The following is a 20,697-nucleotide window of genomic DNA, read 5'->3' as shown; positions in this document are numbered from 1 at the left end:
GATGACCGAGGACGCGAGCTTCGACCACATCGTCGTCGGCGCCGGGGTCTCCGGCTCCGTCGTCGCCCGGCGGCTGGTCGACGCCGGGCGCCGGGTGCTGCTGCTCGAGACCGGTGGGCTCGACGACCACCCCGACGTCCGCGCCGTCGGCGGCCACGCCCGGCTGTGGGAGACCGCGGTCGACTACGGCTACCGGACCGAGCCGCAGGAGCACGCCGACGGGCGCCGGCTGCCGTGGCCACGCGGTCGCGTGGCGGGCGGCAGCGGCTCGCTGAACTCGATGATCTACGCCCGCGGCGTGCCGGCCGACTACGACGCCTGGGCGGCCGACGGCTGCGAGGGCTGGGGCTGGGACGACGTGCTCGCCGCCTACCTCCGGGCCGAGGACCACCCGTCCGGTCCGTCCGCGCAGCACGGGGCCGGCGGGCCGATGACGATCAGCCGCAACGACGATCCGCACCCGGTCTCGACCGCGTTCCTCGAGGCGGCGGTCCGCACCGGGTTGCCGCGGAACGAGGACACCAACGGCGAGCAGGTGCTCGGCGTCGCCTACACCGAGCACTTCGCGCGGGACGGTGAGCGGGTCAGCAGCTGGAACGGCTACGTCGGTCCGATCCTCGACGATCCTCGCCTGACCGTCCTGACGGGCGCCTGCGTCCAGCGGCTGGTCTTCGAGGGCACCCGCTGCGTCGGGGTCGCGTACACCCGTGAGGGCAGCGACGAGCAGCAGGTCGCGCGCGCCTCGGGCGACGTCGTCCTGAGCGGCGGCGCGATCGGCTCGCCGCAGCTGCTGCTGCTGTCGGGGATCGGTCCGGCCGACGATCTGCGGGCGCTCGGGATCGACGTCGTCGCCGACCTCCCGGGCGTGGGGGAGAACCTCCACGACCACCTGCTGGTGCCGGTCGTCTGGCGGTCGACGCGTCCGCTGGGGTCGTTCACGTCGCAGGGCGCGGAGGTGCACTACTTCGCCAAGAGCGACCCAGGGCTCGACCGCCCGGACATCCAGCCGCTGATGATCCTGTTCCCGTTCGTCGTCGACGGCTACGAGACGCCGGCCGACGGCTACAGCTGCATGGCCGGCCTGATCACCCCGCGCAGCCGGGGACGGCTGTGGCTGCGGACGACCGACGCCCGCGACCATCCCGCGATCGATCCGCGCGTGCTGTCGGATCCGGCGGACCTCGAGGTGCTGGTCGAGGCGGTCCGGATGACGCGCGAGATCGGCGCCCAGCCGGACCTCGACGGCTGGCGGGCGGCGGAGCACGCGCCGGGCCCGGCGGTCGCCGACGACGACGAGCAGCTGCGGGCGTACGTCCGCTCCGCGGTCGGCACGTACCACCACCAGACCGGCAGCTGCCGGATGGGCGTCGACGACCTGGCCGTCGTCGACCCGCGGCTGCGGGTGCGGGGGGTCGAGGGCCTGCGGGTCGCCGACGCCTCGATCATGCCCGCGGTCCCGTCGGCCAACACCCACGCGCCGTGCGTGATGGTCGGCGAGCGGGCCGCGGACTTCCTGCTGGCGGACTGAGTCGGGGAGCGGCTCGGGGAGGGACGGGCGCGGCGGGAGGCCACGCCCGTCCCTCCCCGGCCCGCCCGCTCAGCGTTGGATCGCCTTGACCTCGAAGAACTCGGCGAGCCCGTAGCTGCCCGCCTCGCGACCGAGGCCGGACTGCTTGTAGCCGCCGAACGGGGCGAGCGGGTTCGGCGCGGCGCCGTTGATCTCGACCTGGCCGGAGCGGAGGCGGCGGGCGACCCGCTCGGCCCGCTCCGGGTCGCTCGACCAGACCCCGTTGTTGAGTCCGTACTCGGTGTCGTTGGCGATCCGGACGGCATGGTCGTCGCCGTCGTGGGGGATCAGGACGACGACCGGGCCGAAGATCTCCTCGCGGGCGATCGCCGTGCGCTGATCCTCGACCGAGAACGCCGCGGGGGAGACGTAGAAGCCGGGGCCCTCGCGCGGGCGCTCGTCGAGCACGATCGGGCGGGCACCGTCGCGGACGGCCTGGTCGACGATCCGGACGACCTGGTCGCGCTGACGGCCGTTGGCGAGCGGACCGAGGGTGGTCTCGGGGTCCTGCGGATCGCCGACGACGTAGGTCGCGACCGCGGCGGCGGCGACCTCCTCGGCCTCGGCCAGGCGGGTGCGCGGGACGAGCAGGCGGGTCAGGCCGTCGCAGCGCTGGCCGGTGTTGAGGAACGCGCTGGCGACACCGTGACGGACCGCGGCGGGCAGGTCGGCGTCGTCGAGGATCAGGTTGGCCGACTTGCCGCCGAGCTCGAGCGCGACCCGCTTGATCGTGCCGGCGGCGGCCCCGAGGACGGCGCGACCGGCGCGGGTCGAGCCGGTCAGGCTGACCATGTCGACGTCGCCGTGGCCGGCCAGCGCCTCGCCGACCGTCGGACCGGTGCCGGTCACCAGGTTGAGGACGCCGGCCGGCAGGCCGACGGCGTGGGCGACCTCGGCCAGCACGAACGCGTCGAGCGGGGCGACCTCCGACGGCTTGAGCACGACCGGGCAGCCGGCGGCGAGCGCGTAGGCGACCTTCAGCGCGACCTGGTGGAGCGGGAAGTTCCAGGGCGTGATCGCGGCGACCACGCCGATCGGCTCGTGGACGAGCAGCGCCCGGTCGAGGACGTGCTCGGGCTCGTGCTCGCGCAGGGTCTGGGCGGCACGGGCGAAGGTCCCGGCGGGCAGGACGGCCTGGAGCGTGCGGCTGAGCGTGATCGGCGAGCCCATCTCGCCGGTGATCGTCTGGGCGATCTCCTCGGCCCGCTCGGTCAGGCCGGCCCCGATCCGCTCGAGCAGCTGCGCACGCTCCTCCACCGGGACGGCGGCCCACGGCTCGCGGGCCTCGACAGCGGCCCGGACGGCGCGCTCGACGTCGGCGGCGGTCCCGTCGGGGATCGTGGCGACGGTCTGCTCGCGCGCGGGGTCGACGACGTCGAGCGACGCGCCGCCCGCGGATGGCGTCCACCGCCCGCCGATGTAGAGCTCTGTGCGGTCGGCGTGGGGGAACTCGCGCTTGACGTGCATCCTGGGTCCAGGATACAACCCACCCATGACGCTCTACCGGCCGACCGTTGATCGCCTGCGCCGCGTGGCCGATCGTCACGGCCTCACGCTCGCCGACGAGGAGCTCGAGTTCCTCCGCGATCTCGGCGCCGGGGCGCTGCGCGCCTGCGAGCGGATCGACGCCGCGGCCCCGACCACCCGCCTGCCCGTCACGTACCCGCGGACCGCGGGCCGCGCGGCGACGCCGGCCGAGGACCCCTACAACGCCTGGGCCTGGCGGTTCTCGATCCCCGGCGCCGCCAGTGGCCCGCTGCACGGCAAGCGGATCGTGCTGAAGGACATCGTGCCCGTCTCCGGGATGCCGATGACCGCCGGATCGGCGCTGCTGCAAGGGCACGTCGCGGACTTCGACGCGACCGTCGTCACCCGCGTGCTCGACGCCGGTGGCGAGCTCGTCGGGATCGCCGCGACCGAGGACATGTGCCTGTCCGGGGCGAGCGTCTCGGCCGTCAGTGGCCAGGTCCGCAACCCGCACGACCCCCGGCGCTCGGCCGGCGGCTCCTCCAGCGGCGTGGCGGCGCTGGTCGCCAGCGGGGCGGTCGACATCGGGATCGGTGCCGACCAGGGCGGATCGATCCGGATCCCCGCCTCGCTCTGCGGCGTCTACGGGCTGAAGCCGACCTACGGCCTGATCCCCTACACCGGGTGCATCCCGATCGACGTCAGCATCGACTACCTCGGCCCGATCGGTCGGACGGCGGAGGACGTCGCGCTGCTGCTCGACGCGATCGGCGGCTTCGACGACGGCCTCGACCCGCGGCAGCGGACGGAGGTCGAGCCCCCGCGGACCCGCGAGGGGCTGACCGGCACCGACCTCGCCGGCCTCCGCGTCGGGCTGGTCCGCGAGGGCTTCGGACAGCCGGGGATCGGCGATCCCGCCGTCGACGAGATCGTCCGGGCCGCCGCCCTCCGGTTCGCCGAGCTCGGCGCGACGGTCGAGGAGATCTCCGTCCCCGAGCACCGCTACTCGATGGACATCCACACCTCGATCCTGCTCCAGGGCGGCTCCGAGGCGATGGTCGGCGGCAACGGCGTCGGCATGCCCGGCAAGGGCTTCATGGACGCGTCGCTGGCGGAGAGCATGGGGCGCGCCCGCCGGAGCCAGGCCGACCAGCTGTTCGCCAGCGTCAAGTACGCGATGGTGATCGGCGGCTACCTCTGGGACGAGTACGGCGGCGCCTACTACGCCAAGGCCCAGAACCTCGCGGTCGAGATGCGCCGGGCCTACGACCGGACGCTCGCCGACTACGACGTGCTGGTGCTGCCGACGACCGCGATCACCGCGCCGGAGCTGCCCGCCCCCGACCCGGAGTCGCTGGCGGCGATCGAGCTGGCGCTCGACCCGGCGCTGATCTCCAACACCTGCGCCTTCAACCACACCGGCCACCCGGCCCTGAGCGTGCCGGTCGGGCCGCTCGACGGCCTGCCGGTCGGGATGATGCTCGTCGGGCGCAAGCACGACGACGGCACGCTGCTGCGGGCGGCTCACGCGCTCGAGCAGGCGGGCCACACGCTCCCGTCCGCGACGCCGGTCGGGGGCACGGCGTGACCCCGCCGGCCGGCACCGAGTCGGGCCCGCGGTGGCGCGGACGGATCCGCCTGGTCGACGAGGTCGCCCAGGTCCTCCGCGAGCGGATCTACGCCGGCGCCTACCCGCCGGGCACCAAGCTGCTGCAGGAGCAGCTCGCGGAGGAGCTGGAGATCAGCCGGACGCCGCTGCGCGAGGCGCTGCGGGTGCTCGAGCGCGACGGCCTGCTGCAGACCGACCGGGGCCGCGGGGTGCGCGTGATCGAGGTCGATCCGGGGCTGCTGCTCGAGGGCTTCAACCTGCGGGAGGCGGTCGACGGCGTCGCCGCCCGGCTCGCCGCGGAGCGCGCCGACGCCGACGGGATCGCCCGGCTGCGGGCACAGATCGTGCTCCAGCAGGCGACGGTCGAGCCGTGGGACGCGAGCGCTTACACGCTGGCCAACGTCGAGTTCCACATGATGGTGATGGAGCTGTCGGGCAACCGCTTCGTGCAGGCGGAGCTGCCGCTGGTGCGCATGACCTCCCAGGTCTTCACCCCGGCCCTGCTGGTCCCCGAGGAGCGCGGCAAGGCCGCCGTGGCCGACCACGAGGCGATCGTCGAGGCGATCGCCGCCCACGACCCGGTCGAGGCGGAGCGGCTGGCCCGCAGCCACATCCGGACGACGATCGAACGGCTGTCGGCGGCGACGTCGGCGAGCTAGGACTGTCGCGACGCTCGGCGCATTCCGCCGGTCGGGGGTTGACGAGGGCGCGACGAAGAGTGATACTCGTCCACAGTTTGTATCCAGGATCCAACTAGACGGATCCGGTCGGACGCGTGGGACCGACACAGCCGCCGGACGGCTCCGCGAGCACGGGCGACCCGGCTCCGGCCCGAACCGGCGGCACGGCTGCGGCGACCACGCACCTCGAACGACGAAGGACCTGATGGCGACCGAAACTGAAACCACCCCGTTCCCCCGTGACGCCTGCCGCCGGCTCGAGGGTCGGGTCGCGATCGTCACCGGTGCCGGCTCCGGCATCGGCCGCGCGACCGCCTACCGGCTCGCCAGCGAGGGCGCGCGGGTCGTCGCCTCCGACCGCGACGCGGCCTCCGCCCGCGAGACGGCCGCGACGATCGGCGAGCATGCCCTGGCCGTGCAGGCCGACGTGACCGAGAGCGACGACCTCGCCCGGCTGGTCGAGCAGACCGTGACCGCCTTCGGCGGCGTCGATGTCTTCCACAACAACGCCGGCATGGCCCAGGCCGCCAAGCCGCTGGCCGAGATCGCCCGCGGCGAGTGGGACGCGCTGATCGCCGTCAACCTGACCGCGTTCTTCCTCGGCGCCCAGGCGGTCGCCCCGGCGATGCGCGAGCGTGGCGGCGGCTCGATCGTCGTCACCGCCTCGACCTCGGCCGTCCACCCGCGGCCCGGCCTCTCCGCCTACGCCGCCGCCAAGATGGGCGTGCTCGGGCTGACCCGTGCGCTCGCGCTCGAGCTGGCCGCCGACAAGATCCGCGTCAACGCGATCAACCCGGTCGCGGTCAAGACGCCGATGCTGCAGGAGTTCAAGCTCGCCGACGAGGACGTGCTGATGGAGCGGATGGCGGCGACGATCCCGCTCGGCAGCGCGATCGACGCCGAGGACGTGGCGGCGGCCGTCGCCTACCTCGCCTCCGACGACGCCCGCTTCGTGACCGGCATCGCGCTCAACGTGGACGGGGGACGGGACCTGTGAGCCGCCGACGGACGATCACCCGCGGCGCCCACGCCATCACCACCGCCACCGCCGATCAGCCGGGGGACCAGACCTCATGAGCACCACCTTCCCCGCCATCGACCCGGCGACCCGCGAGCCGTTCGCCGAGGTCGTCGAGATGACCACCGAGCAGGTCGACGCGGTCGTCCGCGCCGCCCGCGACGCGCAGCGCAGCTCGCACGAGTGGCGGTTCCCCGTCAACCGCGCCGCCGCGCTGCTGCGCCTGGCGCGGCTGGTCGAGCGCGACGGCGAGCAGCTGGCCGCGCTCGAGTGCCGGGACACCGGCAAGCCGATCGCGCAGGCCCGCGGCGACGTCGCCGTGACCGTCCGCTACCTCGAGTTCTACGCCGGTGCCTGCGACAAGCTCGAGGGTCGCTCGATCCCGCTCGGCCCCGACGTGATCGACTACACCGTGCGCGAGCCGTGGGGCGTCTGCGCGCAGATCATCCCCTGGAACTACCCGCTCCAGATGATCACGCGGGTCGCCGCCCCGGCCCTGGCCGGCGGCAACGCCGTCGTCGTCAAGCCGTCGGAGCTGGCCTCGCAGACGCCGATCCGCTGGGCTGAGCTGGCCGTCGAGGCCGGCATCCCCGAGGGCATGGTCGGGATCGCGACCGGCCACGGCGCGGTCGGCGCCGCGCTGGTCGCCCACCCCGACGTCGCCCACGTGACCTTCGTCGGCTCGGCCGCGGTCGGCTCGACCGTCGCCCACGCCTGCGCCGACCGGCTGGTCCCGGTCGAGCTGGAGCTGGGCGGCAAGTCGCCGAACGTGGTCTTCGCCGACGCCGACCTCGACCGGGTCGTCCCCGCGGTGGTCAAGGCGCTGATCCAGAACGCCGGTCAGAGCTGCTCGGCCGGCAGCCGCCTGCTCGTCCACGCCGACGTCCACGACGAGGTCGTCGGGCGGGTCGGCGACGCGCTCGAGGCGCTCCGGATCGGCCCCGGCAGCGACGATCCCGACCTCGGTCCGGTCGTCGCCGAGCGCCAGCTCGACCGCGCGCTGGGGATGCTCGAGACCGCCCGCGGCGAGGGCGCGACGGTCGCCCGCGGCGGCGCCCGTCCCGCCGGCTTCGAGGACGGCTGGTACCTCCAGGCGACGCTCGTCACCGGCGTCACGCCGGCGATGGAGCTGTTCCGCGAGGAGGTCTTCGGGCCGGTCCTCGCGGCGACCCCGTTCACCAGCGACGAGCAGGCGATCGAGCTGGCCAACGACTCGCCCTACGGGCTGGTCGCGGGCGTCTGGACCCGCGACCTCTCGCGCGCCCACCGCGTCGCGGGCGCGATCCAGGTCGGTCAGGTCTTCGTCAACAGCTACGGCGTCGCCGGCGGCGTGGAGATCCCCTTCGGCGGGATGAAGCGCTCGGGCTACGGCCGCGGGAAGGGAATGGACGCGATGTACGCCTACACCCAGGTCAAGAACGTGTGCGTGGCCCTGTGAGCAGCGCCGAGCAGGGCGCCTCCCGGACGATCCGGATCGCCGCCGTGCGCGGTGACGGGATCGGCCCCGAGGTGATCGACGCCGCGCTGCCGGTGATCGTGGAGGCGGCCGGCCGCGACGGCGCCAGCGTCGAGGCGACCGCGCTGGACTGGGGCGGCGACCGGCTGCTCCGGACCGGCGCGGCGATGCCCGAGGACGCGCTCGAGATCGTCCGGCGCCACGACGCGATCCTGTTCGGGGCGGTCGGCCATCCCGAGGTCGACCCGGACGTCTCCGTCTGGTCGCTGGTGCTGCCGCTGCGCAAGGGCCTCGAGCTCTACGCCAACCTGCGACCGGTGGTCAGCTGGAAGGGCCTGCGGACCCCGGCGGACGACGACGTCGAGGTCGACTTCCTGGTCGTCCGCGAGAACACCGAGGGCGAGTACTCGGGGATCGGCGGTCGCGTCCACCAGGGAACCCCGGAGGAGGTCGCCACCGAGGTCTCCGTCCACTCGCGACGGGCGATCGAGCGGATCGCGCGCTACGGGTTCCGGCTGGCCGCCGAGCGCGGCCAGACGCTGACCCTGGCGACCAAGAGCAACGTCGCCCGCCACGGCTACGGGCTCTGGGACGAGGTCGTCTTCGGCCTCGGCGAGAGCGAGTTCGCCGACGTGCCGCTGGAGAAGATGTACGTCGACGCCCTGGCCACGCGGATGGTCGCGCGGCCCGAGTCGATGGGGGTGGTGCTCTGCAGCAACCTCTTCGGCGACATCCTCTCCGACCTCGGGGCGCCGTTCGCCGGCGGCCTCGGGATGGCGCCGAGCGCCAACGTCGCCCCGGGCAAGGACGTGCCCGGGTTCTTCGAGCCGGTCCACGGCTCGGCGCCCGACATCGCCGGCCAGGGGATCGCGAACCCGCTGGCGGCGGTCCTCTCCGGCGCGATGCTGCTGCGCGAGAACGGCTGCCCGAATGGGGCGGCGGCGCTCGAGCAGGCGGTCGCCGACGCGATCGGCGACGGCCTCCGCACCCGCGACCTGGGCGGGACGGCGACGACCGTCGAGGCCGCCGCCGCGGTCGCCGACGCGCTGGCCGACGCGGTTCCGGCCTAGTCGGCGCCCCGATCCTCGGCGACGAGGATCGGGCCCCGCTGCTCGCGGCCGGCCGCTGCGGCCAGGGGGCCGTCCGGCGCCACGACCGCGTTCGCGGCCGGCCGGCGCAGCGCCAGCGCCGTCGCGCCGGCCAGCAACGTGCCGACGATCCCGAAGACGTAGGCGTGGCCGGCGGCGACGTCGGCCGCCGCCAGCGTCTGGGGCTCGCCGATGATCGCGACCAGGATCGCCGTCCCGAGCACGGCCCCGAACTGGCGGAAGGCGCTGGTCACCGCGCTCGCGACCCCGAACCGGCTGGCGGGGATGTCCGCCGCCGCGGCGGCGCCGAGCGCCGGGAACGCGAGGCCGATCCCGATCCCGGTCAGCACCTGCCCGGGGAGCCAGGTGCCGACGTAGTCGGGCGTCAGCCCGGCCTCCCGCAGGATCAGCAGGCCGAGGGCGTAGACGATCGTCCCCGGGACGATCACCGCACGGTGGCCGAAGCGGTCGGCGAGCTTGCCGGCCGGGCCGGCGACGAGCGCGCTCAGCAGCGGCCCGGGCACGGTCGCGAGGCCGGCGTCGAGCACCGAGTAGCGCCAGACCCCGGTCAGGAAGAGGATGTTGCCGAGGATCGTCGAGAAGAACGCCATCGCGAACAGCAACGTCCCGAGGTTCGCCCAGCGGAACGACGGGATCCGCAGCAGCGCCGGGTCGACCAACGGCCGCGGGTGGGTGACGCAGCGGCGGGCGACGAGCGCGAGCAGCAGCGCGGCGAGCACGAACGCGGCGAGCGTGCGCGGCGCGGCCCAGCCCCAGCCGTCGCCCTCGATGATCGCCAGCGCCAGCAGGCCGAGCCCGGCGGCGGCGAGCAGCGAGGCGAGCAGATCGGGGAGGCCGGTCGCGTGCTCGTCGCGGCTCTCGTCGAGGCCGCGGGCGGCGGCGACGAGCACCAGCGCGCCGAGCGGGAGGTTGACGAGGAAGATCCAGCGCCAGTCGGCGATCTCGATCAGGACGCCGCCGAGCGGCGGTCCGCAGGCGGCGGCCAGCGCGGCGGCGGCGCCCCAGAGGCCGATCCCGGCCGCCCGCCGCTCGACCGGGAACAGCGGCAGCAGCAGGGCCAGCGAGACCGGCGCGACGACCGCGGCGGCGAGCCCCTGGGCGATCCGGGCCGCGACCAGCGTCTGCCAGGTCGGGGCGATCGCGCAGAGCGCGCTGGTGAGGACGAAGGCGGCGGTCCCGAGCAGGAACATCCGGCGGCGGCCGAGCCGGTCGGCGATCCCGCCGGCGGGGATCAGGAAGGCGGCGAAGACGATGAAGTAGCCGTCGAGGATCCAGCTCAGCTGGGCGTTGGTCGCGCCGTCGAACGAGCGCCGGATGTCGGGGAAGGAGACGTTGACGATCGTCGCGTCGAGGAACGCGAGGAACGCGCCGCCGCAGATCGCGAACAGCGCAAGGGTGCGGCGACTCATGTCGCCCTCCGTGAGGTTGGGTTGCGAATCGCAACGCACGGTACCCCTCTAGGTTGCGATTCGCAACTGATGCGGCGCTAGACTTGGTGCGTGCGCCACGACGAGCTCGCCACCAGCAACTGCGCGATCTCCCGAGCCGGCGCGATCCTCGGCAACCGCTGGGTCTTCACGATCCTGCGCGCCGCCTACTTCGAGGCGCGGACCTTCGAGGACTACCAGCGGATGACCGGCATCGCCCGCAACGTCCTCACCGACCGCCTGCGGGGGCTGGAGGCCGACGGGATCCTCGCCCGCCGAGCGTACGAGGAGACCGCCAACCGGACGCGCTTCCAGTACCGGCTGACCCCGGCCGGGCTCGAGCTCTACCCGCTGGTGGCGGCGCTGATGGAGTGGGGGAACAAGCACACCGGCCTGCCCGACGGCCCCCCGATCCTGCTGCGCCACGAGCGCTGCGGCGAGATCACCCATCCGGTCGTCGTCTGCGACCACTGCGGGGAGCCGCTCGACGCCCACGACGTCACGGCGCTCCCCGGTCCCGGGGCCCGCGAGGACGATCTGCTGGTGCGGCGCCAGCGCGAGCGGGCGGCGGCCAACGGGCCGGCGGCCGAGTAGAGGCCGGCCGGCGAGCCCGGTCACGGCCTCCCGCCGCGCCCGGGCCCGTACGGCCCGACGACGGCCACCGGACGGTGGCCTCCCGGACGTTCAGTCCCCGGAGCCGCCCTCGATCCGCTGCCGCAGCGCGGTCAGGAACTGCGCCGCGTAGACCCCGTCGAGCACGCGGTGGTCCCAGCTCATGCAGAGGTTGACCATCGGCCGGATCGCGATGCTCTCCTGGCCGTCGGCGTCGGTGACCACGACCGGGCGGCGGACGATCGCCTCGAGGTCGAGGATCGCCACCTGCGGGACGTTGATCACGGGGGTCGCGATCAGCGCGCCCGAGGCGCCGGGGTTGGTGATCGTGAAGGTGCCGCCACGGACCTCGTCGGGCGCCAGCTGCTTCTGGCGGGCGCGGACGGCGACGTCCTTGATCCGGCGGGCGATGCCCTCCGGGCTCAGGTCCTGCGCGTCGTGGATCACCGGCACGATCAGGCCGTCCTCGCCGAGCGAGACCGCGATCCCCAGGTGGACCCGCTCGTAGCGGAGCAGGGTCTCGCCGTCGAAGGTCGCGTTCAGCGCGGGGAACTGCTTGAGCGTGTCGATCGCGTGGCGGGCGAGCAGCGGCAGGGCCGTCACGCCCAGCTCGCGGCGCCGCCGCTCGATCCGGCTCATGTCGCACTCGACGATCGTCGTCGCGTGCGCCGCGGTGTCCAGGGACCGCCGCATCGCCGTGCCGATGCTCGTCCGCATCCGGGTCAGCGGCGTCGCGACGCCGCCGAGCTCGTCGGGGACGGTCGGCGGGGCGGCGGGCGCGGCCGTCGGCGATCCGGCCGAGGGCGTCGGCCCGGCGGCCGGCCGGCCGGGGGAGGCGGCCGGGGCGGGGCCGGCGGCTGCGGCGGCAGGTGCGCCCGCGACGAGCAGGTCCGGGTCGTGTCGGTAGGGCGACTCGATGTGCATCGGCGCGTCGTCGCCGGCGCGCGCCGCCTCCTGCTCGCCGACCTCGACCGCTCGCAGCACGTCGCGCTTGGTCACGCGGCCGTTGCGGCCGCTGCCGCTGAGGCGGGTCACGTCGAGCCCGTGCTCCTCGGCGATCCGGACGGCAACCGGCGACGAGGACCGCAGGATCTCGCGGCGGCTGGCCGACGGACCGGCTCCGTTGCCGTTGCCGTTGCCGGTGTCGCTCGGCGGGGCCGGGGCGGCGTGCCCGTCGCCGGCCGTGGCGGCTGCGGTGGTCGTGCCGGCGGCACCGCTGCCGGCCGCCGCGCCACCGTCGCTCGCGCCGGCCTCGCTGCCGGAGCCGACGGCGTCGTCCCCGGCGGCAGGCGCCCCACCGGCCGTGGCCGATCCGCCGTCCCCGGTCGCGATCCGCCCGAGGACGGTCCCGACCTCGACGGTCTCGCCGGTCGGCACCAGGATCTCGGCGAGCACGCCGCTCGCGGGTGCCGGGCACTCGCTGTCGACCTTGTCGGTCGAGATCTCGCAGATCGTCTCGTCGGCGGCGATCGTGCCGCCGACCTCGACCCGCCAGTCGACGATCGTGCCCTCGACGACGGAGGTGCCCATCGCCGGCATCAGGATGTCGACCAGCGTGCCGGTCGTGCCGGCGCCCGCCGGCGCCAGGTCAGTAGGCGAGGAGCTCACGAGCGGCCTCCGCGATCCGGTCGGGGTTGGGCAGGACGGACTGCTCCAACGTCGGGCTGAAGGGGATCGGCACGTCGGGAGTGGCGAGCCGGCGGACCGGCCCGTCGAGGTCGGAGAAGGCCTGGTCGGCGACCAGCGCGGCGACCTGGGCGCCGGCGGCGCAGGTCTCGTTGGCCTCGTCGATGATCAGGACCTTGCTCGTCTTGCGGACGCTGGCGAGGATCGCGTCCTCGTCCAGGGGCACCAGCGAACGGAGGTCGAGCACCTCGACCTGGCCGTCCTCGAACCGGTCGGCGGCGGCCAGCGCGGCGTGGACCATCTGCCCGTAGGCGACGATCGTCAGCTCGGCGCCCTCACGGGCGACCCGCGCCGTGAACGGCTCGAGGTGCGTGCCCTCGGGGACCTCGCCCTTGATCCGCCGGTAGAGGTTCTTGTGCTCGAGGAAGCAGACCGGGTTCGGGTCGCGCAGGGCGGTGGTCAGCATCCCCTTGGCGTCGGCCGGGGTGCTCGGGGCGACGACCTTCAGGCCCGGGGCGTGCATGAACCACGCCTCTGGGTTCTGCGAGTGGAACGGCCCGCCCGCGAAGCCGCCGCCGGTCGGCAGCCGCAGCACCAGCGGCACGGCGAGGCCGGTCCGGTAGTGCATCTTGCCGGCGACGTTGACCAGCTGGTCGAAGCCGCAGGCGACGAAGTCGGAGAACTGCATCTCCGCGACCGGTCGCAGCCCGGCGAGGGCCGCCCCGACCGAGCTGCCGATGATCGCCGACTCGGCGATCGGGGTGTCCTGCACGCGGTCGGCGCCGAACTCCTCGATGAAGCCGGCCGTGACCTTGAACGCGCCGCCGAAGGCGCCGACGTCCTCGCCGAGCACGAAGACCCGCTCGTCGTTGCGCATCTCCTCGCGCAGCCCGTCGGAGATCGCCTGGAGGTAGGTCATCGTGGTCATGCGGTCACCTCGTGGAAGGCGCTCCAGGGGGCGTCGCCGGCGCCGAGCGCGGCCGGCTCGCCGGTGCAGAAGACGTCGGAGGTGGCGGTCTCGAGGGCGGGCAGCGGGCTGGCCAGCGCGGCGGCCACGGCCTGCTCCAGCTCGGCGGCGACGGCGTCGCGGACGGCCGTCGTGTCGACGCCCTGCTCGCTGACGATCGCCTCGTAGCGGTCGAGCGGATCGCGCTTGGCCCACTTGGCGACCAGCTCGGGGTCGACGTAGCGCATGTCGTCGTGGGCGCCGTGCCCGTGCATCCGCATCGTGCGGGCCTCGATCAGGGTCGCGCCGTCGCCGGCCAGCGCCCGCTGGCGGGCGGCGTGGACCGCGGCGTGGACGGCCTCGACGTCGTTGCCGTCGACGACGGTCGAGGCGACGCCGTAGGCGGCGGCGCGCTCGGCCGGCGGGACCACGAACTGGTGGTCCGACGGGGTCGAGTAGGCGAGCCCGTTGGCCTCGCAGACGAAGACGACCGGCTCGCGGCGGAGGCCGGCCCAGTTCATCGCCTCGTGCCAGTCCCCGCGCGAGGTCGCGCCGTCGCCGAAGAAGCTGAGGGCGACGCGCTGCTCGCGGCGCATCCGGAAGGCCATCGCCAGGCCGACGGAGACGACCATCATGTCGGGCAGCATCGAGACCATCCCGACGATCCCGCGCGAGCGGTCGCCGAAGTGGACGTTGCCCTCGCGCCCGCGGCTGAGGCCGTTCTCGCGGCCCATGTAGTGGCGGAGGATCTCGGTCACGTCGGTCCCGCGGACGAGGTGCGCGCCGAGGTCGCGGATCAGCGGCGAGCAGATCACGTCGTCGGGGCCGAGCGCGAACGCGGCGCCGACGCTGATCGCCTCCTGGCCGCGGCCGTCGTAGAACGAGCCGGGGACCTTGCCCTGCTTGTAGAGGGTCACGCCCCGCTCTTCGATCGCCCGCATCTGGACGAGGAACCGGTAGAGCGCCGTCCGGTCGGCGGTGGTCAGGGCCGGCATCGCCGGCGACGCAAGCTCGGGAAGGTCGGCCGGCTCGGTGCTGCTCGCGGCACGGGTGCCGCGGGTCCGGGGGCGACGTGCGGTGGTGGGGGCGGTGGTTGCGGTGGCCATCTCGAAGTCCTTCGTGGGGGGAGGAGCGGCGAGCGGGACCGCGAATCCGGGTCGGGATCCGGGCCTGCCGCACTGAAGATCCGGGGCTGTACCGTGAGTCAAGCGCTGTGACGGGCCGCACGCAACGGGAAGGCCGGGGAAATGCAGTACACGCGCAACGGATCGCAGCGGTTTCACGAGAACGCGGTGATCCGTTGCGTCGCTTCGGGCTCCTTCGCTAGGTTCCCGGTGTGACCGTGCTGCCCGAACTGGACTCGACCGACCACGATCTCCTCGGCCTGCTCCTGCGCAACTCGCGGCGGACCCTGGCGCAGCTCGGGGCCGAGGTCGGCCTCTCCTCGGCGGCGACCAAACGCCGGGTCGATCGGCTGGAGCGGCTCGGGGTGATCACCGGCTACACGGTCCTGATCGACTACGAGAAGCTCGGTTGGACGCTGGAGGCGTTCACCGAGATCCGCGTGATGGGCAATTCGCGGATGGAGGAGATCGAGGATGCCGCCCGCAACCTCCCCGAGGTCCTCCAGATCTTCACCACCGCCGGCGATCCGGATGCGCTGGTGCACATGCGGGTGCGGGACATGGCGCACCTGCGCCGCGCCGTCGATCAGCTCCGGCGCAGTGGGCAGGTGACGGGCACCAAGACCCTGATGGTGCTCAGCGTGTGGTCGCGACCGGATCGGCCGACGCGGCCGACGCCGTAGCCAGCACGCCGATCAGGCTGTCGATCCGGGCGGTCAGCAGCCTCGCCCGCTGGGGCGCGGCGTCGACGGTCAACCAGGCCCGCTGGAGGTCGTCGTCGCTGACGAAGCGGAGAGCGGTGACGGCGCACCGACGGGAGCGGCAGAGCGTGAGGATCCGCTCGAGCACGGTCGGGTCGGTGGGGGAGAGCGTGAGCTCGAGATGGTGCAGCATCGGGGTCCTTGGATTCCCCGCACCGATCGACCCGTGACGTGCCGCACCTGCACGCGCCACCAGTCGTCCGCACGGGGACGACGGGCCTGCGCGGGACGGGTCGCGCGCAGGCTCAGGTGGTAATCGACCGGATGACGGCAGCACCGAACCACCCGCGGATGCGGGCGGCGGACGGGTGCGTCGTCCGGAGGAGCGCCATCGCGAGCCAGCCTAGCGGAGCGAGCCCGCCGCGGGCGATCGGTGCGCACCTGGTTCGCGGCCGCGGTCAGCGGTCGAGCCGCGACCGCAGCGCGGCGGCGCAGCGGGCGTCGTCGCCGAACGCCGCCCAGCTGCCGTGCGCCCCGGCCGGCACGCTCCCACGCGGCGGGGCCGGCAGGCCCTTGCCCTTGTCGGCCTTGTCGAGGATGAAGCCGCGCGCGACCTCGGTCGAGGTCGGCAGCAGGGTCACGCCCGGCACGCTGCCGGGGCTCAGCGCCGCGACCTCGGGGAGGGCACCGTCCGGTCCACCGTCGTGCCCGAGCCAGAGCAGGACCTGGGGCACGGCGCGGTGGTTGGGGAGGGCGACGTCGGGATGGACCTCCCGCACGGCGGCCTGGAGGTTCTCGTCTTCCTCGACGAAGACCGAGGGGCCGGCCTGCGAGCACTCCATCGCCCGCAACGCCGGCCGCACGGCCTCGCCGGTCACGACGCGCAGGTCGCCGATCACCCGCTGCTGGAGCGCGAGCGCGCTCTGGAGTCGGTCGAGCCGGTGGACCTGACCGGGCAGGAAGACGACGAACGCCAGCACGCAGACCGCGGCGAACGCCTGCCACGGACGCCGCCAGCGGTCGTCGGCCGCCAGCCGCCGCCAGCCGAGCAAGCCGCCGGCCGCGAACAGGATCAGCAGCGTGCCGGGGAAGACGAGGTAGCGGGTCAGCAGCGGCAGGCCGGTCGCGGCCAGGACCAGGAAGCCGAGCGCGGCGGCGACGCCGGCCGCCGCCCCGAGCACGACCCGGCGGCGCAGCAGCAGCAGCGAGAGGATGCCGCCGCCGAGCGCGGCCAGCAGCACCGGCTCGCGCACGATCTCGCCCAGCCGTCGCGGCATCACGGTGATCGCCGAGCCGAGTCCGGTGACGCGGTCGAGGTCGGCGGCGTTCTGCTGGGTGCCGGTCAGCGCCTGGAGCGCGTCCCCGCTCAGGACCAGGCCCTCGACGAGCCAGCCGAGCGGGGCGATCGCGGCGATCGCGACCAGGCCCGCGAAGCGCCGTCGGTCGAGCCGGCCCCACCAGACGGCGACCCGCTCGCGCGGCGTCGGCGCCAGGTCGGACTCGAACGCGCGACCGTTGCTCGAGCCCCCGTCGTGGCTCCCGTCGTGGGCCCCGTGGGCGGGGGCGGGCCGGCGGACGTCGACCACCGCCAGGTAGATCACGTAGGCCCCGGCCAGCAGCCAGGCCTCGGGCCGCAGCAGCCCGGCGAGCGTGAGCCACACGAGCGTGCGCGCGCCGTTGCGGGCACGCCGCGTCTCGGACAGCAGTGCCAGCAGCAGGAAGACGGCGTAGGGAAGGTCGAGGTAGGTCCGGAGGCCGTAGGAGAGCACCGGCTCGCGGGTCAGGACGAGCACCGCGGCGACGATCCCGGCCCCGACACCGAACCACGCCTCGCCGAGCCGGAAGGTGACGACCCCGAGCGCGCCGAGCCAGAACAGCGCGAGCACGACCAACGCCGTCTCGGCGCCGGTCCCGACGGCGCCGTGGGCACCGGCGGCATCGCTCAGTGGGACGAGGAGGCCGGACAGCAGGTCGCTGAGCGGATGCGGCGTCGGCGAGTACAGCCGCTGCAGGTCGGGGCGATGGCCGCCCGCGAGCAGGTCCCGCATCCAGTTCAGCGACCAGGCGCTGTCGTAGTTGACGAACGCGGTGCCCCCGAAGAGCAACCAGATCAGGACGCCGATCCCGCAGGCGGCCGCGAGATGCGCCGCGATCCGTCCCACGCTGGTGCGCCCGCGGTCGCTCGTCATCGCCGGGCGACGCTACCGGAGCGACACGCGTCGCCGTCGGCCAACGCGGGCGATCCGGTCGGCGGCGCCCCCGCGGCGGCGCACCCGAGCCGCGGCCGGGGCGGGACGACGGGAGTCGCGTCGACGGGGACACGGGCCGGTGAGGGCCGGTCGACGCGCCGCTCGCGGAGACCCGTCGGACACTCTTCGGACGACCCGAAGAGTGTGCGACTGCGGTTCCGATTGGAGGCCCTTCGGACGATCCGACGAGTGTGCGATTGCCGTTCCGAATGGAGGCCCTTCGGACGATCCGACGAGTGTGCGATTGCCGTTCCGATTGGAGGCCCTTCGGACGATCCGACGAGTGTGCGACTGGTGTCCCGGTCGGTGCCCTTCGGGCGGCCCGAGAGGTCTGCGATCGCGGTCGGCGGCGGCGATCCGGGGCGCGTCATCGGGGGCGGCGGGCCGGAAGGGAGACGACCGGCAAGATGAATCGTCTTCTCGCGCTAGGCTGGCGGGCGTGAAGCCGGATGCCGCTCAGATTCGGGTCCTCGGCGTGCTGCTCGAGAAGCAGCGCACGACGCCCGACACGTACCCGCTGACCCTCAACGCGTTGCGCGCGGGCTGCAACCAGTCGACGAACCGCGATCCGATCGTCGACTTCGACGACACCACGATCCGCGGGGCGCTGGAGGAGCTGGCCCGTCGCCGCTGGACGCGCGCCGCCGGCGGCACCCGCGCGGCCAAGTACCGCCACCTGCTCGGCGACACGCTGCAGATCCGTCCCGACGAGCAGGCCGTGCTCGCCGTCCTGATGCTGCGCGGTCCGCAGACGCCAGGGGAGCTGCGGCAGCGGACCGAGCGGTTGCACCCGTTCGCCAGCACCGACGAGCTGGAGACCACGATCGACCGGCTCGTGACCCGCCGCTTGGTCGTCCGCCTGGAGCGGCGGCCGGGCCAGAAGGAGGGGCGGGTCCAGCAGATCATGGGCGGCGACGAGCTCGAGTCCGGGACGGCGGTGGCCGGGCCGCCGGTGGGAGCCGCGGTCGGGCACGACGTGGCCGGTGCGTCGTCGTCGGCCCCGCTGCCCGACGACGGTCTCGCCGACCGGGTCGCGCGGCTCGAGGCGGACGACCGGGTCGAGCGGCTGGAGGCGGAGATCGCCGCGCTGCGGGCCGAGCTGGCGGGTCTCCGCGAAGAGCTGGGCGCCTAGGCGCCCGATAGCACCCCGGGGCACGGGAGAGGAACCACCGCCGCGGCCGGCCGCCCGCGTAGACTCGACTCCGGTGTCCGCGCCGTCTCTCTATCGCCGCCATCGACCCCGCTCGTTCGACGACGTCGTCGGGCAGGAGCACGTCGTCCGCACGCTCCGCAACGCGATCGAGCAGGACAAGGTCCACCACGCCTACCTGTTCGTCGGTTCGCGCGGTACGGGCAAGACGTCGATGGCCAAGATCCTCGCCGCCTGCCTGAACTGCCAGGGTGACCCGAGCCTGCCGCCGGCCGAGCGCCGGCCGGGTCCGACGGTCGCTCCCTGCGGTCGCTGCGAGCCGTGCCGGTCGATCGCCGAGGCGACCTCGATCGACGTCGTCGAGATGGACGCCGCGTCCAACAACTCGGTCGACGACATCCGCGACCTGCGCGACTCGGTCGCCTTCGCCCCCGTCGGCGGTCGCCACAAGGTCTACATCCTCGACGAGGCGCACATGCTCTCGTCGGCGGCCTGGAACGCCTTCCTGAAGACGCTCGAGGAGCCGCCGCCGCGGACGATCTTCGTGCTGGCGACGACCGAGGCGAACAAGGTCCTGCCGACCGTCGTCGACCGCTGCCACCGCTTCGACTTCCACCGTCCGACCCCCGAGCAGCTGGCGCGGGTCCTCGGCCGGGTCGCCGACCAGGAGCAGATCAGCGTCGGTCCGGAGGCGATCGCGCTCGTCGCTCGCCACGCGACCGGCTCGTTCCGCGACGCGCTCGGGACCCTCGAGCAGCTCGTCACCTACGCCGGCGAGAACATCACCACCGACGACGTGCTCTCGGTGCTCGGCGTGGCCGACGCCGAGCTGCTGTTCCGGGCCCTCGACGCGATCGCCGCCGGCGACGCGGCCGCCGCGATCACGGTCGCCGCCGAGCTGTCGGCCCAAGGCCGCGACCTCGTCCAGGTCACCCGCGACATCGAGAGCCATGCCCGCGCGCTGCTGCTGGTGCGGATGACCGGTGGCCTGCCCGACGAGCTGCGGATCAGTCCCGATCGCGACGTGCGAACGGTCGAGCAGGCCCAGCAGCTTCCCGGCGCGACGGTGATCCGGGTCCTCGACCTGGTCGCCGCGGCGCTCTCGGCCGTCCGCGACGGCGCCGATCCACGGACCCAGCTCGAGCTGCTGCTGGTCCGGGCCGCGCTGCCCCAGATCGACCCGCAGGCGAAGGCGCTTGCCGCCCGGATCGCCCGGCTCGAACAGGGTGGGGTGCAGGCTCCGGCAGCGGTCGTCCCGGCACCGGCCGCTGCTCCGACGCAGGCCGCTGCTCCGGCCCAGACGCCTCCGGCGACGGCATCGGTCCCGGCACCGGCCGCGCCCACGGCGACGACGAGTGCTCCCGCTCCGGCGTCGCCGGCGCCCGCGTCGCCGACGGCCGGATTCCCCGCGCCGACGCCCGCGCCCGACCCGGTTCCGCCGACCCCGACGCCGGATCCCCAGCCGGGTCCGCCGACGCCCGAACCCCAGCCGCCGAGCCCGGTCCCCGGTCCCGGACCGGATCCCGTGCCGCCGTCGCCGGCCCCGTGGCCGCCGAGCCCCGGCCCGACGCCGGGCCCGCCGAGCCCGGGCCCGGACCCGATGCCGGGTCCGCCCGCCCCGATCCCCGGTCCGCCGAGCCCCGGCCCCGGTCCGATGCCCGGTCCGCCGAGCATCGAGACGTCGCCGTCGTACGGCGGGCCGTCCGCGGCCGTCCTCGCGCCGCCGTCGCCCGCCCCGGACCTCGCGTCCGACGGCAGGACGTCCGTGCCCGCGTCGGAGGCACCGGCCTTCACACCGAACGGCGACGCCGCCGCGCCGGCGGAGCCCGGGACGTTCGCGGCCCCTGCGTCGGCCCCTGCTCGGACGACCCCGGTCGCGCCCGTGCCCGCCCCGCTGGCGGCGGTGCCCGCTCCGCCGGCCCCGGCCCCGGCCCCGGCCGCGGCCCCGGCCCCGGC

17 protein-coding genes are annotated in these 20,697 nt (G+C 74.5%); 10 read left to right on the top strand and 7 right to left on the bottom strand.

Features of this window, described 5'->3' with window-relative positions; genetic code table 11:
* Nucleotide 1: 1 nt before the first annotated feature.
* Nucleotides 2-1,528 carry a GMC family oxidoreductase gene (locus tag ACVUH9_RS20525; protein ID WP_475760379.1) on the top strand — a complete coding sequence of 509 codons (1,527 nt, stop codon included), beginning with the start codon at nt 2-4 and terminating at the stop codon, nt 1,526-1,528.
* A 69-nt stretch (nt 1,529-1,597) separates the two neighbouring features.
* Here the strand turns inward: ACVUH9_RS20525 and ACVUH9_RS20520 are convergent, their stop codons facing one another.
* The gene (locus tag ACVUH9_RS20520; protein WP_475760377.1) at nt 1,598-3,034 is read right to left on the bottom strand and encodes an aldehyde dehydrogenase family protein; all 1,437 of its coding nucleotides are present in this window, start codon (nt 3,032-3,034) and stop codon (nt 1,598-1,600) included.
* A 25-nt stretch (nt 3,035-3,059) separates the two neighbouring features.
* Between ACVUH9_RS20520 and ACVUH9_RS20515 the strand changes: the two genes are divergently transcribed.
* From ACVUH9_RS20515 to ACVUH9_RS20495, 5 genes are all read left to right on the top strand, one after another.
* The gene (locus ACVUH9_RS20515) at nt 3,060-4,622 is read left to right on the top strand and encodes an amidase (RefSeq protein ID WP_475760376.1); all 1,563 of its coding nucleotides are present in this window, start codon (nt 3,060-3,062) and stop codon (nt 4,620-4,622) included.
* The gene (locus ACVUH9_RS20510) at nt 4,619-5,302 is read left to right on the top strand and encodes a GntR family transcriptional regulator (protein WP_475760374.1); all 684 of its coding nucleotides are present in this window, start codon (nt 4,619-4,621) and stop codon (nt 5,300-5,302) included. The genes ACVUH9_RS20515 and ACVUH9_RS20510 overlap by 4 nt, the downstream gene beginning before the upstream one ends.
* A 226-nt stretch (nt 5,303-5,528) precedes the next feature.
* Nucleotides 5,529-6,320 carry an SDR family oxidoreductase gene (locus ACVUH9_RS20505; RefSeq protein ID WP_475760372.1) on the top strand — a complete coding sequence of 264 codons (792 nt, stop codon included), beginning with the start codon at nt 5,529-5,531 and terminating at the stop codon, nt 6,318-6,320.
* 76 nt (nt 6,321-6,396) lie between these two features.
* Nucleotides 6,397-7,779 carry an aldehyde dehydrogenase family protein gene (locus ACVUH9_RS20500; RefSeq protein ID WP_475760370.1) on the top strand — a complete coding sequence of 461 codons (1,383 nt, stop codon included), beginning with the start codon at nt 6,397-6,399 and terminating at the stop codon, nt 7,777-7,779.
* Entirely contained in the window at nt 7,776-8,867 is a 1,092-nt protein-coding gene (locus tag ACVUH9_RS20495; protein WP_475760368.1) for an isocitrate/isopropylmalate dehydrogenase family protein, read from the top strand. The genes ACVUH9_RS20500 and ACVUH9_RS20495 overlap by 4 nt, the downstream gene beginning before the upstream one ends.
* On the opposite strand, the gene ACVUH9_RS20490 is transcribed toward ACVUH9_RS20495, so the two are convergent.
* On the bottom strand, nt 8,864-10,315 hold the full coding sequence (locus ACVUH9_RS20490; RefSeq protein ID WP_475760366.1) for an MFS transporter: 1,452 nt from the start codon (nt 10,313-10,315) through the stop codon (nt 8,864-8,866). The two genes, ACVUH9_RS20495 and ACVUH9_RS20490, sit on opposite strands and share 4 nt — an antisense overlap.
* Nucleotides 10,316-10,405: 90 nt before the next feature.
* Here ACVUH9_RS20490 and ACVUH9_RS20485 point away from each other — a divergent pair, with 90 nt between their 5' ends.
* The gene (locus tag ACVUH9_RS20485; protein ID WP_475760364.1) at nt 10,406-10,927 is read left to right on the top strand and encodes a winged helix-turn-helix transcriptional regulator; all 522 of its coding nucleotides are present in this window, start codon (nt 10,406-10,408) and stop codon (nt 10,925-10,927) included.
* A gap of 90 nt (nt 10,928-11,017) precedes the next feature.
* Here ACVUH9_RS20485 and ACVUH9_RS20480 read toward each other — a convergent pair whose 3' ends face one another.
* Genes ACVUH9_RS20480 through ACVUH9_RS20470 form a run of 3 tightly spaced genes read right to left on the bottom strand, consistent with a single transcriptional unit; the run spans nt 11,018 to nt 14,623 of the window.
* Nucleotides 11,018-12,553, bottom strand: coding sequence for a dihydrolipoamide acetyltransferase family protein (locus tag ACVUH9_RS20480; RefSeq protein WP_475760362.1), 1,536 nt, complete (start codon nt 12,551-12,553; stop codon nt 11,018-11,020).
* Nucleotides 12,534-13,499: an alpha-ketoacid dehydrogenase subunit beta gene (locus tag ACVUH9_RS20475; RefSeq protein ID WP_475760360.1), complete on the bottom strand. Its 966-nt coding sequence runs from the start codon at nt 13,497-13,499 to the stop codon at nt 12,534-12,536. The genes ACVUH9_RS20480 and ACVUH9_RS20475 overlap by 20 nt, the downstream gene beginning before the upstream one ends.
* Nucleotides 13,496-14,623: a thiamine pyrophosphate-dependent dehydrogenase E1 component subunit alpha gene (locus ACVUH9_RS20470; RefSeq protein ID WP_475760358.1), complete on the bottom strand. Its 1,128-nt coding sequence runs from the start codon at nt 14,621-14,623 to the stop codon at nt 13,496-13,498. The genes ACVUH9_RS20475 and ACVUH9_RS20470 overlap by 4 nt, the downstream gene beginning before the upstream one ends.
* A 239-nt stretch (nt 14,624-14,862) precedes the next feature.
* Here ACVUH9_RS20470 and ACVUH9_RS20465 point away from each other — a divergent pair, with 239 nt between their 5' ends.
* Nucleotides 14,863-15,324: an Lrp/AsnC family transcriptional regulator gene (locus tag ACVUH9_RS20465; RefSeq protein WP_475760440.1), complete on the top strand. Its 462-nt coding sequence runs from the start codon at nt 14,863-14,865 to the stop codon at nt 15,322-15,324.
* Here the strand turns inward: ACVUH9_RS20465 and ACVUH9_RS20460 are convergent.
* Complete coding sequence (locus ACVUH9_RS20460) at nt 15,278-15,535, bottom strand: hypothetical protein (protein ID WP_475760356.1); 258 nt, start codon at nt 15,533-15,535, stop codon at nt 15,278-15,280. The genes ACVUH9_RS20465 and ACVUH9_RS20460 overlap by 47 nt on opposite strands.
* Nucleotides 15,536-15,800: 265 nt before the next feature.
* Nucleotides 15,801-17,531, bottom strand: a complete 1,731-nt coding sequence (locus ACVUH9_RS20455; RefSeq protein WP_475760354.1) for a hypothetical protein — start codon at nt 17,529-17,531, stop codon at nt 15,801-15,803.
* Between the two features lie 499 nt (nt 17,532-18,030).
* Here ACVUH9_RS20455 and ACVUH9_RS20450 point away from each other — a divergent pair, with 499 nt between their 5' ends.
* Both ACVUH9_RS20450 and dnaX read left to right on the top strand, forming a co-directional pair.
* Nucleotides 18,031-18,723 (top strand): YceH family protein, encoded by a 693-nt coding sequence (locus tag ACVUH9_RS20450; RefSeq protein ID WP_475760352.1) that lies wholly within the window; start codon nt 18,031-18,033, stop codon nt 18,721-18,723.
* A 73-nt stretch (nt 18,724-18,796) separates the two neighbouring features.
* A partial coding sequence (gene dnaX, locus ACVUH9_RS20445; protein ID WP_475760350.1) for a DNA polymerase III subunit gamma/tau occupies nt 18,797-20,697 on the top strand: 1,901 nt, incomplete at its 3' end.

It is taken from the genome of Patulibacter ginsengiterrae, assembly GCF_056269115.1.
The sequence above is the reverse complement of the archived record's forward strand: the minus strand, read 5'-3'. Positions and strand labels throughout refer to the sequence as shown.